Origin of the sequence: Ruegeria intermedia (assembly GCF_900129345.1) — a bacterium.
In the GTDB taxonomy this organism is placed as follows: domain Bacteria; phylum Pseudomonadota; class Alphaproteobacteria; order Rhodobacterales; family Rhodobacteraceae; genus Ruegeria; species Ruegeria intermedia.
Map to the genome: position 1 here is coordinate 162,390 of NZ_FQVK01000005.1, position 12,190 is coordinate 174,579.

General features: G+C 60.6%; 22 protein-coding genes. 2 read left to right on the forward strand and 20 right to left on the reverse strand.

Annotated features, from left to right (window positions below):
- Positions 1-75 precede the first annotated feature (75 nt).
- The 14 genes from rplO to rpmC all read right to left on the reverse strand — a co-directional run bounded on the left by rplO (position 76) and on the right by rpmC (position 6,424).
- On the reverse strand, positions 76-549 hold the full coding sequence (gene rplO, locus F3H26_RS05715; RefSeq protein WP_149775090.1) for a 50S ribosomal protein L15: 474 nt from the start codon (positions 547-549) through the stop codon (positions 76-78).
- A 149-nt stretch (positions 550-698) separates the two neighbouring features.
- Positions 699-1,526 (reverse strand): hypothetical protein, encoded by an 828-nt coding sequence (locus F3H26_RS05720; RefSeq protein ID WP_223162442.1) that lies wholly within the window; start codon positions 1,524-1,526, stop codon positions 699-701.
- 173 nt (positions 1,527-1,699) lie between these two features.
- Positions 1,700-1,915, reverse strand: coding sequence for a DUF1127 domain-containing protein (locus tag F3H26_RS05725; RefSeq protein WP_149775092.1), 216 nt, complete (start codon positions 1,913-1,915; stop codon positions 1,700-1,702).
- A gap of 211 nt (positions 1,916-2,126) precedes the next feature.
- Positions 2,127-2,315 carry a 50S ribosomal protein L30 gene (rpmD, locus tag F3H26_RS05730; RefSeq protein ID WP_149775093.1) on the reverse strand — a complete coding sequence of 63 codons (189 nt, stop codon included), beginning with the start codon at positions 2,313-2,315 and terminating at the stop codon, positions 2,127-2,129.
- A gap of 12 nt (positions 2,316-2,327) precedes the next feature.
- Positions 2,328-2,906, reverse strand: coding sequence for a 30S ribosomal protein S5 (rpsE, locus tag F3H26_RS05735; protein ID WP_149775094.1), 579 nt, complete (start codon positions 2,904-2,906; stop codon positions 2,328-2,330).
- Between the two features lie 116 nt (positions 2,907-3,022).
- Positions 3,023-3,382, reverse strand: a complete 360-nt coding sequence (gene rplR, locus F3H26_RS05740) for a 50S ribosomal protein L18 (RefSeq protein ID WP_149775095.1) — start codon at positions 3,380-3,382, stop codon at positions 3,023-3,025.
- Positions 3,383-3,393: 11 nt separating this feature from the next.
- Positions 3,394-3,927, reverse strand: coding sequence for a 50S ribosomal protein L6 (gene rplF / locus F3H26_RS05745; RefSeq protein ID WP_149775096.1), 534 nt, complete (start codon positions 3,925-3,927; stop codon positions 3,394-3,396).
- Between the two features lie 11 nt (positions 3,928-3,938).
- Positions 3,939-4,331: a 30S ribosomal protein S8 gene (gene rpsH, locus F3H26_RS05750; protein ID WP_149775097.1), complete on the reverse strand. Its 393-nt coding sequence runs from the start codon at positions 4,329-4,331 to the stop codon at positions 3,939-3,941.
- Positions 4,332-4,344: 13 nt separating this feature from the next.
- Positions 4,345-4,650 (reverse strand): 30S ribosomal protein S14, encoded by a 306-nt coding sequence (rpsN, locus tag F3H26_RS05755; RefSeq protein WP_005980746.1) that lies wholly within the window; start codon positions 4,648-4,650, stop codon positions 4,345-4,347.
- A gap of 19 nt (positions 4,651-4,669) precedes the next feature.
- Positions 4,670-5,230, reverse strand: a complete 561-nt coding sequence (gene rplE, locus F3H26_RS05760) for a 50S ribosomal protein L5 (protein WP_149775098.1) — start codon at positions 5,228-5,230, stop codon at positions 4,670-4,672.
- A complete protein-coding gene (rplX, locus tag F3H26_RS05765) occupies positions 5,223-5,534 on the reverse strand; it encodes a 50S ribosomal protein L24 (protein ID WP_149775099.1) in 312 nt (103 codons plus the stop codon). Before rplX ends, rplE begins: the two co-directional genes overlap by 8 nt.
- Before the next feature lie 2 nt (positions 5,535-5,536).
- Entirely contained in the window at positions 5,537-5,905 is a 369-nt protein-coding gene (rplN, locus tag F3H26_RS05770; protein WP_011567679.1) for a 50S ribosomal protein L14, read from the reverse strand.
- Positions 5,906-5,980: 75 nt separating this feature from the next.
- Positions 5,981-6,211 (reverse strand): 30S ribosomal protein S17, encoded by a 231-nt coding sequence (gene rpsQ, locus F3H26_RS05775; protein WP_068344864.1) that lies wholly within the window; start codon positions 6,209-6,211, stop codon positions 5,981-5,983.
- Positions 6,212-6,223: 12 nt separating this feature from the next.
- Positions 6,224-6,424, reverse strand: a complete 201-nt coding sequence (gene rpmC, locus F3H26_RS05780) for a 50S ribosomal protein L29 (protein WP_149775100.1) — start codon at positions 6,422-6,424, stop codon at positions 6,224-6,226.
- Between the two features lie 303 nt (positions 6,425-6,727).
- Between rpmC and F3H26_RS05785 the strand changes: the two genes are divergently transcribed.
- Entirely contained in the window at positions 6,728-7,321 is a 594-nt protein-coding gene (locus F3H26_RS05785) for a thermonuclease family protein (RefSeq protein ID WP_149775101.1), read from the forward strand.
- A 16-nt stretch (positions 7,322-7,337) separates the two neighbouring features.
- Here the strand turns inward: F3H26_RS05785 and F3H26_RS05790 are convergent, their stop codons facing one another.
- The 6 genes from F3H26_RS05790 to rplB all read right to left on the reverse strand — a co-directional run bounded on the left by F3H26_RS05790 (position 7,338) and on the right by rplB (position 10,835).
- A complete protein-coding gene (locus F3H26_RS05790; RefSeq protein ID WP_149775102.1) occupies positions 7,338-7,958 on the reverse strand; it encodes a 2OG-Fe(II) oxygenase family protein in 621 nt (206 codons plus the stop codon).
- A gap of 235 nt (positions 7,959-8,193) precedes the next feature.
- Positions 8,194-8,607: a 50S ribosomal protein L16 gene (gene rplP / locus F3H26_RS05795; RefSeq protein ID WP_005980704.1), complete on the reverse strand. Its 414-nt coding sequence runs from the start codon at positions 8,605-8,607 to the stop codon at positions 8,194-8,196.
- A 12-nt stretch (positions 8,608-8,619) separates the two neighbouring features.
- On the reverse strand, positions 8,620-9,327 hold the full coding sequence (rpsC, locus tag F3H26_RS05800) for a 30S ribosomal protein S3 (protein ID WP_149775103.1): 708 nt from the start codon (positions 9,325-9,327) through the stop codon (positions 8,620-8,622).
- Positions 9,327-9,707, reverse strand: coding sequence for a 50S ribosomal protein L22 (rplV, locus tag F3H26_RS05805; RefSeq protein ID WP_005980700.1), 381 nt, complete (start codon positions 9,705-9,707; stop codon positions 9,327-9,329). The genes rpsC and rplV overlap by 1 nt, the downstream gene beginning before the upstream one ends.
- 3 nt (positions 9,708-9,710) lie before the next feature.
- On the reverse strand, positions 9,711-9,989 hold the full coding sequence (rpsS, locus tag F3H26_RS05810; RefSeq protein WP_068348022.1) for a 30S ribosomal protein S19: 279 nt from the start codon (positions 9,987-9,989) through the stop codon (positions 9,711-9,713).
- Positions 9,990-9,992: 3 nt separating this feature from the next.
- Complete coding sequence (gene rplB / locus F3H26_RS05815; RefSeq protein ID WP_005980695.1) at positions 9,993-10,835, reverse strand: 50S ribosomal protein L2; 843 nt, start codon at positions 10,833-10,835, stop codon at positions 9,993-9,995.
- 291 nt (positions 10,836-11,126) lie between these two features.
- Between rplB and F3H26_RS05820 the strand changes: the two genes are divergently transcribed.
- The gene (locus F3H26_RS05820) at positions 11,127-12,098 is read left to right on the forward strand and encodes a PilZ domain-containing protein (protein ID WP_188127705.1); all 972 of its coding nucleotides are present in this window, start codon (positions 11,127-11,129) and stop codon (positions 12,096-12,098) included.
- The last annotated feature ends 92 nt before the right edge of the window (positions 12,099-12,190 follow it).

Genomic DNA, 12,190 nt, shown 5'->3' on the forward strand with positions numbered 1-12,190 from the left:
CCGTTTTCCGGCTCGGGCGGCGTCTTGGAAAACTCTGAGGTCTATGTAAGCGGGTCGGCGCCCGCTCACAAGCGCTTACTCTGCCGCAGCGGCTTTTGTGACCTTCAGTGAACCGCCCGCTTTCTCGACGGCTTCGATCGCCGCCTTCGAGGCACCGGTCACTTCCAGGTTCACCTTGGCGCTGATTTCGCCCTTGGCCAGAACGCGGACACCGTCCAGCTTGCGGCGGACCAGACCCGAGGCGACCAGAGCGTCCTCGGTGATCGCTGCCTTGGCGTCCAGCTTGCCGGCGTCGACGAATTTCTGGATCAGGCCCAGGTTGACGACGGCGTATTCCTTGCGGTTCGGCTTGTTGAAGCCGCGCTTGGGCAGGCGCTGATACAGCGGCATCTGGCCGCCTTCATAGCCGTTGATGGCCACACCCGAACGGGATTTCTGGCCTTTGATACCACGGCCACCCATCTTACCCTTGCCCGAGCCGGGACCACGGCCCACGCGGGTCCGTTTCGGTGAGGCGCCGGGATTGTCGCGCAGTTCATGCAGTTTCATGTCGCTTCTCCTAAGCCGGATATGACCCCGAAGCGTGATGGGCCAAACACGGCATTTCTTGATTTTGATTCTCGTGGCGATCAAGCCACCGAAGCGCGATACAGCCTCAGGCCCCCGGTTGCAAGTTTTGTTTGTCCGATCGCGACGAGTCAGCCCACGGGATCGGGAATCGGCGCGTCCTGTGGAATGATGCCATGTTTGGCCACCAGTTTCCCGACCAGGCTGTCGGGGTGCGGAACGCCGCCATGTTTGCGCATGATCGCGCGCATCCGGCGCCCGTAGAGATGGATCGAGACGGTATCTTCGTGGAAAAACCGGTCGAGATTCGTATTCGGCCGTGCCATGGCGCGGCGGCGTGAGAAGTTGATCGGATAGAACACATGCTTGGGCAGCGCATGTTTGATCTCGCCGGTCTGTTGCAACGCCCAGGTGAACGCCTTGGGCCCCCATACCCCCCACAAGGTTTCCGGCACGTTGGTCGGGGCCCCGGCGTCCCGCGCCTCTTCCAGCGGGCGGCGGTGGCGAGGGGGCAGCCAGGGCGGGATCAGGTAGGGGTCATTGGTGAATTCGATCAGCTTGCCCAGCGTTTCGCTGTCTTGTGGCAACCCCAACACGCCTATGGCGACTTCGCCTTCGAGGTACCCGTAATAGTGGCCGTTCAACGGCGCATAGGGTTTCAGGCAATAGGCATCGGTGTCGGCCCAGATCAGGTCGGGCTCTTGTGCCAGCATCCGGTATCGAAACTTGTCGGAATGCGGCGCCGGGCTTTGGGTTCGGTCATGGGTGATGAATTCGGAATCGGGCAGGATCTCGCGAGCATCCCGCCGCTCCACCCCGTCGGGGATGTTGGTCACGTTGTCGTAGGTGTAAAGGCGCACGCTGTGGCCCATGTCCAGATAGGACTGGATGCAAAGCAGCTCGAGGAAACTGAGCGGCCCCTCCACCCACAGCATTCCGATCTGGTAGTCCGTCGCCATGCCCTGCCCTTTCACTCAGCATTTCCGCGTTGTTCAGGAAGTGGCGCAATTCCCGGCCCCATGCAACGGTGCAGTTGGCGCCCCTTGGAAATTCTTCATGGGACAGACGCCCCAAAAAGGAAAAGGGCGCCCATGCGGCGCCCCACCTGCATCGCGATCAAGGCCCTTGCCACTTACGAGCAATAGGCGTGCTCGCGCGCGATATCGGCGATGTCGCAGCGGCGGATGCCGATGTCGTTCAGCTCGCGGTCGCTCAACCGCTGCAGTTCGGAATAGGTCTTGCTGTATTCCCGCGCACGGGCGTTGGCACGCTTGATGCAGTCGATCAGGTCGCGGATACGGGCGGTCAGGTTCAGGCCGCCATGGGTGATGTTCAGTGCGTGTGCCATATCTGGGCTCCTTTCTTGCCGGGCGTATTCCCTGGCGCTGTGAGTGTCGTTCCTTTTGGACACCCCACAGATAGGCCCAGATGTTACCGCAAACAATCCGAGTCTCGGTCTACCCGTCATGCACTATTCGCATGGCAAGCCATGCAGAGGACGCAAAGAAAAACACCCCCGAACCGGTCGGGGGCGTTTTCATGTTGGATCCGAGACGCGATCAGTCGCGTTCTTCGATGATCTCGACCAGATGCGGGATCTTGTTGACCATGCCGCGGATCGAGGGGGTATCCTCCAGCTCGCGGGTCTTGTGCATCTTGTTCAGGCCCAGGCCGATCAGGGTTGCGCGCTGGTCGGCGGGGCGGCGGATCGGCGAGCCGATCTGCTTGACGACGATGGTTTTTGCCATGATGACGTCTCCTTACGCTTCTTCGGCGACTTGCGCCGATGCGGCCGGTGCGTCTTCCCGCTTGGGCAGGATGTCAGCAACCTTCTTGCCACGACGTGCGGCAACCGAACGCGGGCTCTGTTCTTTCTTCAGGCCGTCGATGGTGGCGCGGATCATGTTGTAGGGGTTCTGCGAGCCCAGCGACTTGGACACCACGTCCTTGACGCCCAGCATCTCGAACACGGCACGCATCGGACCACCGGCGATGATACCGGTACCTTCCGGCGCGGTGCGCATGACGACCTTGCCGGCGCCGTGGCGGCCTTCGATGTCGTGGTGCAGAGTGCGGCCTTCGCGCAGCTGCACGCGGATCATGTTGCGCTTGGCCTGCTCGGTGGCCTTGCGGATGGCCTCGGGCACTTCTTTCGCCTTGCCCTTGCCAAAGCCCACGCGGCCTTTCTGATCGCCGACAACCACCAGAGCGGCGAAGCCGAAGCGCTTACCACCCTTTACAGTTTTCGACACGCGGTTGATCGCAACCAGGCGATCTGCGAATTCCGGTGCTTCCTCGCGGTCGCGACGGTTGCCCCGGCGGTTTTCACGTTCTGCCATTTCGGCATCCCTTTCTCTGATGGCGCGTCCGCGCCGTTGCTTCAATCCAGGTGAGCCCCGGCACAGCGCCGAGGCTCCCGGATCATCGGGGTGGCCGCAGGGGCCACCCACAGGTTTTAGATCTTCAGCCCGCCTTCACGCGCAGCGTCGGCAACCGCCTTCACCTTGCCGTGGAACAGGAAGCCGCCACGATCGAAATAGGCCTCTTCGACGCCGGCCTTCTTGGCCCGCTCGGCGATGGCCGCGCCCACCTTGGTGGCCGCTTCGATGTTGTTCTTGCCGACGACGCCCAGATCCTTTTCCAGGGTCGAGGCCGAGGCCAGGGTCACGCCGCGCACATCGTCGATCAGCTGGACCGAGATGTTCTTGTTCGAGCGGTGCACCGACAGGCGAGGACGCCCGGCGTTGACCTTGCGAAGCTTGTTCCGAACGCGCAGGCGGCGCTTCAGAAACAGGGTTCTTTTGCTGTTTGCCATTGTGTTCGTCCTTACTTCTTCTTGCCTTCCTTGCGGAAGATGAACTCGCCCTTGTAGCGGATGCCCTTGCCTTTGTACGGCTCGGGGCGGCGCCAGTCGCGGATCTTGGCCGCCACTTCGCCCACCAGCTGCTGGTCGATGCCTTCCACGACGATCTCGGTCTGCTTCGGCGCGGTGATGGTGACACCTTCCGGAGCAACGAAATCGACATCGTGGCTGTAGCCCAGGTTCAGCTTCAGGGTGTTGCCCTGCATCTGAGCGCGGTAACCCACACCCTGGATCTCCAGCTCCTTCTTGAAGCCGTTGGTCACGCCTTCGATCAGGTTGGCGACCATGGTGCGGCTCATGCCCCACTGCTGGCGTGCACGCTTCGAGGTGCCGCGCGGAGTGATCTTGACCACGTTGTCTTCGACCGACAGGGTGACATCGTCGGTTGCGGTGAAGCTGCGGGTGCCTTTCGGACCCTTCACTTCGATGGTCTGGCCGGACACAGCAGCGGAAACGCCGCTGGGCAGCTCGACCGGTTTTTTACCAATACGAGACATTCCAGACCTCCTTAGAAGACGGTGCAGAGCACTTCGCCGCCAACATTGTTGGAGCGAGCGTTCGCGTCCGACATCACGCCCTTGGGCGTGCTGACAATCGACACGCCCAGACCCTGACGGACCTGAGGAATGTCATTGACGCCCATGTAGACGCGACGACCGGGCTTCGAAACCCGCTTCAGCTCGCGAATGACAGGGGTGCCTTCATAGTATTTCAGGCTGATCTCAAGCGCCGGGTGGCCATTGGCACCGGTCACTTTTTCATAGCCGCGGATGTAGCCTTCGTCCGCCAGCACGTCCAGAACCCAAGCGCGCAGCTTCGACGCCGGGGTGATCACGGTGGACTTGCCGCGCATCTGCGCGTTGCGGATACGGGTGAGCATATCGCCGATAGGATCGTTCATATCACTCTCTCCCTTACCAGCTCGATTTCACCATGCCGGGGATCTGACCAGCAGAGCCCAGCTCGCGCAGCGCGATACGGCTGATCTTCAGCTTACGATAGTAAGCGTGCGGACGGCCGGTCAGCTGGCAGCGGTTGTGCAGACGGGTTGCCGAGCTGTTGCGCGGCAGTTTCGCCAGCTTCAGACGCGCCTTGAAGCGCTCTTCCATCGGGCGGCTCTCGTCATTCGCGATTTCTTTCAGCTCGGCGCGTTTTGCGGCGTATTTGGCCACCAGGCGCTCGCGCTTCTTTTCGCGCTCGATCATTGCTTTTTTAGCCATGTCTCTTTCCTCCCGGCGCTTACGCGTTGAACGGCATGTTAAAGTGCTTCAACAGTGCCTTTGCTTCAGCGTCGGTTTTCGCTGTGGTGGCAATTACGATGTCCAGGCCCCAGACCTCGTCGACCTTGTCGAAATCGATTTCCGGGAACACGATGTGCTCTTTCATGCCCATGGCAAAGTTGCCACGGCCGTCGAAAGCCGGTTTCACACCGCGGAAGTCACGCACGCGCGGCAGCGCGATGGTGATCAGACGGTCCAGGAATTCGTACATCCGGTCGCCGCGCAGGGTCACCTTGGCGCCCAGCGGCATGTCTTCACGGACGCGGAAGCCCGCGATCGACTTCTTCGCCTTGGTCGCCACGGCTTTCTGGCCAGCAATCGCGGTCAGATCCTCGACGGCAGCCTTCGCCTTCTTCGAGTCCTTCACCGCCTCGGCACCGCAGCCGATGTTCAGAACGATCTTGTCCAGCTTGGGGATCTGCATATCGTTCTTGTAGCCGAACTCTTCTTTCAGAGCGGCGCGGATCTTGTCGGCGTACTGAGTCTTCAGACGCGGGGTGTAGGTTGCAGCATCAAGCATCGATCACGTCCCCCGTGGTCTTGGCGTAACGAACCTTCTTGTCACCTTCCATGCGGAAGCCGACGCGGGTTGCCTTGCCGTTCTTGTCCAGCAGCGCCAGGTTCGACAGGTCGATCGGCATCGCCTTGGGCAGGCGGCCACCTTGCGAGGTCTGCGACTGGCGGGTGTGGCGGATGGCGATGTTGATGCCATCGACCACGGCTTTGCCGGCCTTCGGGTCGACCGAGGTGATCACGCCCTCTTTACCCTTGTCCTTGCCGGCCAGCACGACGACCTTGTCGCCTTTGCGGAGTTTAGCAGCCATGGTTACAGCACCTCCGGAGCCAGCGAGATGATCTTCATGAAGTTCTTCGCGCGCAGTTCACGAACGACGGGGCCGAAGATACGGGTACCGATGGGCTCGTTGTTGTTGTTCAGGATGACCGCGGCGTTGCGATCGAAGCGGATCGCGGTGCCGTCTTCGCGACGGACTTCCTTGGCGGTGCGCACGACGACGGCCTTGCGGACGTCACCTTTCTTCACGCGGCCGCGCGGGATGGCTTCCTTCACCGAGACGACGATGATGTCGCCGACGGAGGCGTATTTACGCTTGGAACCACCCAGGACCTTGATGCACTGAACTCGGCGTGCGCCGGAGTTGTCAGCGACATCCAGATTGGTCTGCATCTGGATCATGTGGTTTCTCCCGACCTGTGGGGGCTGGTCTTGTTAAATCCCCCAGGGTTTCGACAAATGGAAAGGCCTGGGGGCTTACGCCTCCAGAACCTCCCAGCGTTTCGTCTTCGATTTCGGCGCGCATTCGATGATGCGTACGGTGTCGCCGACCTTGAAGGCGTTCTTTTCATCGTGAGCCCGGTATTTCTTGGACTTACGGATGGTCTTCTTCAGAACCGGGTGCGTGAAGCGGCGCTCCACCAGCACGGTGACGGTCTGTTCGTTGGCGTCGCTGGTCACGGTGCCTTGCAGAATACGTTTGGGCATCTCTCAGGCTCCTCAGTTCGCAGCTTCAGCAGCTTTTTCGTTCAGCACGGTCTGGATGCGGGCGACGTCGCGGCGCACGCTCTTGATCCGGGCGGTGTTCTCGAGTTGGCCGGTCGCCTGCTGGAAGCGCAGATTGAAAGCTTCCTTCTTCAGGTTGACCAGGTCCTCCCGGAGCTGGTCCGGGGTCTTGTTACGCAGTTCCTGGGCGTTCATCGCCTTTTCCTTTGCTCAAAACACCAGAAGGCCCCTTCGCGGGTCACCTTTGACCTGGTGGATGAATGACAGACGTGCGAATCGCCCGACGCAGTCGGGAGATCGCAGGATGCCGCCGTATAAGGGTTTGGGGGGTGGGTGGCAAGGGAAAGTTTTGCAGCCGGGACCGGGCAAATATCGGGTCACGCCGTAACCTGACCACTTGCGCGTTGTCTTTTGCGAAAACGGGTTTGGCCGAAACTCAAAAGACACGTGAAAACCCCGAAGTATCTTTGTCCCGCTGGCTAAGGAACGGTGGAAGACATGGAACTGGTTGTCCTAATCGGGGTAGCGGCACTTCTGGTTGTTTTCACATCAGGAAAGCCGCGCTCTGTCACCCGTCGCACAGGCCTTCAAAAATCTCCACAAGCTTCAGCACGGAACCGCGCGACCCGCAGACAACATCCTCGTGTTGCGCCTTCCGACCGCATTCTGACGGGGCGCGCTTATGTGATCGATGGTGACACAATCATTGTCCGTGGAACAAAGATTCGTCTTGCCGGGATTGATGCGCCCGAGTTGGATATGCCATGGGGTCAAAAGGCAAAGTGGGCAATGGTCGAAATCTGCAAAGGCCAGGAAATTACGGTCAAGCTGAACGGCGAAACATCCTATGATCGGTTCGTTGGAATTGGTTATCTACCCGATGGGCGGGACATCGGCGCCGAACTGGTCAAAAGAGGGCTTGCGCTGGACCTGCCTTTCTTTTCGCAGGGAAGGTATAGGCATCTTGAACCGGCCGGGGCCAGAGAGCGGCTGCGGAACGGGGCTTTCGGCCACGCATCGATTTCGGCTCGCAGGACGACTACAGTCATCGCCTATGGGCGCAGATCAATCCGGCGCAATGCGGGCAGCTGAATACGCCCTTCGAGGCTCACTCCCACTTATAATTGAAGCTCACCGAAATCCGTTCTTCCTCGGCCATGTTCATCGGCACCTCGTGGCGCAGCCAGCTTTCCCACAGCAGAACGTCGCCGACCTTCGGCTTCATGTAAACAAAGGGGTGCAACTCACGCCGTGCGCCCTTGCGGCGCACCGGCGCGGCCATCATCCGAGCAGATCGCGGGTCCTCCAGCTTCAACGCGCTGGCGCCCTCCGGCATCGAAACATAGGTCGTTCCCGAAATCACGCTGTGAGGATGAATATGGCTGGCATGCATTCCGCCTTCGGGCAGGATGTTGATCCAAAGATCCTCCAGCTTCAATTCGCGCCCGTCGAGATCGAATTCCAGGTCTTCGGCAAAGGCGGCCACATGTTGGTCCAGCACCTTGACCAGATCCGCAAAGATCGGAAACCGCCAAGGCAGATCAGTCAGCGAGGCATAGCTGGTATAGCCCGGATAGCCGTTTTCTTCGCACCATTCCTGACCGGCCTCGTCGTCCTGGGCGATGATCAGGCAGGAGTTCTCCAGTTCCTCCGGGTCGATCCTAGGTTCGAATTCGGAAAGAGCGGCGCGGTAAAGGCGGGTGACGAAGAGCGATTCAATATGTGGCATGATCTCGTCCTAATGCTGCGTCGTGCCGAAGGCCATGGAAGTGTTGCGAGGCTCCGCCTCGCGCTCCGGGATATTTGCGGCCAGATGAAGCCGGGGCGCACTCATTCATCTGGCAAAAAATATCCCGGGGGAGCCGCGGCTTGCCGCGGTGGGGGCAGCGCCCCCTCAAAATAGCCATACCCCCGCCAGTTTCCCAGCGGGGGTAGTATAGCCGTGACGGGGTTACCCCATTCTCTTACCAGTCCTCGCGGACCACCACGCGGGTCTTGATCGGCAGCTTCATCGCGGCCAGGCGCAGAGCCTCGCGGGCGATTTCGTCGTTGACGCCATCGATCTCGAACATCACCCGACCGGGCTTCACTTTGGCTGCCCAATAGTCGACCGAGCCTTTACCTTTACCCATACGGACTTCGGTCGGCTTCGAGGTCACGGGGGTATCCGGGAAGATCCGGATCCAGACGCGACCTTGACGCTTCATGTGACGGGTCATGGCACGACGTGCAGCTTCGATCTGACGTGCGGTGACGCGCTCGGGCTGCAGGGCTTTCAGACCGTAGGTGCCAAAGTTCAGATCAGAGCCACCCTTGGCTTCGCCCTTGATCCGGCCTTTGTGCATCTTGCGGAATTTCGTACGCTTTGGTTGAAGCATCTCAAATCCTCCTTAGCGACGGCCGCCAGCACCGCGAGGTGCCGGACCATCCTGGAGTTCCTGTGCTTTACGGTCACGTGCCTGCGGATCGTGCTCCATGATCTCACCTTTGAAGATCCAGACCTTGATCCCGATGATCCCGTAGGGGGTCATCGCTTCGGCATGTGCGTAATCGATGTCGGCACGCAGGGTGTGCAGCGGCACGCGGCCTTCGCGGTACCATTCGGTCCGTGCGATTTCGGCGCCGCCCAGACGGCCAGCGACGTTCACCCGGATACCCAGGGCGCCCATGCGCATGGCGTTCTGAACCGACCGCTTCATCGCGCGGCGGAACGAAACGCGGCGCTCGAGCTGCTGAGCGATCGACTCGGCAACCAATTGCGCGTCGAGTTCCGGCTTGCGCACTTCGACGATGTTCAGGTGCAGTTCGCTGTCGGTCATCGCGGCCAGCTTCTTGCGCAGAACTTCGATGTCCGCGCCTTTCTTGCCGATGATGACACCCGGACGTGCGGTGTGGATCGTGACGCGGCACTTCTTGTGCGGACGCTCGATGATCACACGGGCCACGCCGGCCTGCTTGCACTCTTTCTTGATGAACTCACGGATCTTGAGGTCTTCCAGCAGAAGATCACCGTAGTCCTTGGTATCTGCGTACCAACGGCTGTCCCAGGTGCGGTTGACCTGAAGGCGCATGCCGATCGGATTGACTTTATGTCCCATTAGGCTTGCTCCTCAACTTGACGCACCTTGATGGTGATCTCCGAGAACGGCTTCATGATCTTGCCGAACCGGCCGCGGGCACGCGGACGACCGCGCTTCATGACCAGATTCTTGCCAACCCAGGCCTCGGCGACGATCAGCTCGTCGACGTCCAAGTTGTGGTTGTTCTCGGCGTTGGCGATGGCCGACTGAAGGCATTTCTTCACGTCCTGCGCGACACGCTTGTTCGAGAAAGTCAGGTCGGTCAGAGCCTTCTCGACTTTCTTGCCGCGGATCATCGCTGCAACCAGGTTCAGTTTCTGCGGGCTGGTGCGAAGCATACGGGTCTTGGCCATTGCTTCGTTTTCAGCCACGCGGCGGGGGTTCTTTGCCTTGCCCATGACTTACTTCCGCTTCGCTTTCTTGTCCGCGGCATGACCGTAATAGGTCCGGGTCGGCGAGTACTCACCGAACTTCTGACCGATCATGTCTTCCGTGACGTTTACCGGGATATGTTTCTGGCCGTTGTACACACCAAAGGTCAGGCCCACGAACTGGGGCAGGATGGTGGAACGACGCGACCAGATCTTGATGACTTCGTTGCGGCCCGACTCGCGCGCAGCCTCGGCTTTTTTCAGCACGTAAGCGTCGACGAAAGGACCCTTCCAAACAGAGCGAGACATGTCTTAACGCCCCTTCTTCTTGGCGTGCCGCGAGCGGATGATCAGCTTCTGGGACGCTTTGTTCTTGTTGCGGGTACGCTTACCCTTGGTGTCCTTGCCCCAAGGCGTAACCGGCGTACGGCCACCCGAGGTCCGGCCTTCACCACCACCGTGGGGGTGGTCGATCGGGTTCATGGCAACACCACGGACCGACGGACGCACGCCCTTGTGGCGCATACGACCGGCTTTGCCGAGGTTCTGGTTGCTGTTGTCGGGGTTCGACACGGCACCGACGGTGGCCATGCATTCCTGGCGCACCATGCGCAGCTCGCCCGAGCTCAGACGGATCTGGGCATAGCCGCCATCGCGACCGACGAACTGGGCGTAGGTGCCCGCGGCACGCGCGATCTGACCGCCCTTGCCGGGCTTCATCTCGATGTTGTGCACGATGGTACCGATCGGCATGCCCGAGAACGGCATCGCGTTGCCGGGCTTGATGTCGGCCTTGGCCGAAGCGATGACCTTGTCGCCAACCGCCAGACGCTGCGGCGCCAGGATATAGGCCTGCTCGCCGTCGTCATATTTGATCAGTGCGATGAACGCGGTCCGGTTCGGGTCGTATTCGATCCGCTCGACGGTTGCCGCCACATCAAATTTGTTCCGTTTGAAGTCAACGATCCGGTAGAGACGCTTTGCGCCACCGCCGCGGCGGCGTGAAGTGATCCGTCCGGTGTTGTTCCGGCCGCCCGATTTGGTCAAACCCTCGGTGAGAGACTTGACCGGACGTCCTTTCCAAAGCTCCGAACGGTCGATCAGCACCAGCCCGCGCTGGCCCGGCGTCGTCGGTTTGTACGACTTGAGTGCCATGCTTTCTGTCTTCCGTTTAGCAAGCGCGAGGATCAATCCCCGCTATGTGAGAGGCCCCCGTAGGTGCCCAGGTTATAGGGCCCCGAAGGTCCCCGGTTAAAGTGTTCACACGAACAAAAGGCATGGCCCCGGACGAATCCGGGGCCATGCGGATGCGCCCAATTAAGGGAGCAGCCAAACCATGTCAAGTGCCGCCTTCCTTTCTCCATGTTCCCTTGGGGCTTCTCCAATGAAACTGCGGGTAACCAATCATTAGCTCTCATGTGTTCCGCTGAGAATCAGGGAGGTTTCATGGCACGGATTCGCACTGCTCCCGGCGTCTTTCTGATTGGTCACCTTGTCGCGGGGTGGGCGCAGGCAGATCATGGACCATCAGCCATTTGCGCCCAAGTTTCAGAACTCGAAGTCCTGGCGGACCAAGCCGAAGCCGCCGGCCGCCCATCGGACCCCGCGACCACGGCGGCGAAACTCGCCGATCTGCACGGAAAACTACAGGAGACCACGGATCTCACCACGCTACCGTCGGCCATTTCCGCAAGAAACAGCCTCAAGGGTCTGGTTGCGCAAGGGCGAGAAGGCGACGACCCGTTGTTCGCCCAGCAGGTGACGCAAGTTCTGCTCGACCACCGCGCCTTTTTTGAGGCGATCCGGGCCAGCTTCGATTGTGATACAGTGGTGGTGCAGACCAGCGGCGGCGACTCCGAGGCTGCCAAGCCCGAGACAGCAAAGGCCGGGCCACCGCTCGCCCCAGAAACACCAGAGGGTGAGCATCGACCCCTGGTCTACAATGCTTCTTTGGTATTCCTGTCGCTGGTGTTGCTTGCCTTTCTGCGTCGCTCGCAGGAACAGCGGCGGGCGGTCCGCCACATCTGCCACACACCCGCAATCATGCAGAGCCGGAATCGTTGCACCAAAACCTACATCGTCGACATCAGCGACAGCGGCATGCGGGTCGAGGCGCCTGCCGAGGGCGCCGAAAGGGATGAAATCGACCTGTTTTTTTGCGGGCGTCGGCTGCGGGGGCGGATCATGTGGCGCAACACCTACTTCGCCGGCGTGCAGCTTGGAAAGTCCATCAGCGAACGGCTGGTTAACGAGGTCGTGGCCGCCACGGTCACAAAATCCGAAAGTGCCCAGGTGCCCACGCGCGCGTTGCCATGCCACACACCGGACTGCCACCGCTCTTGCCGCCTGCACCACCCGACCGCTCTGTCGATGAGACAGGCTGCAGCCAAGGCCACGGCCCTCGGGCAGCGAGCGTGACCTGCCCCCCGCTGGTCCCTCGTTCATAACGAGAGTCTGCGGGTTTGGGTTTGATAGTCTTCGGTTTCGGTTTGGGCAAGCGCGCAGGGCGC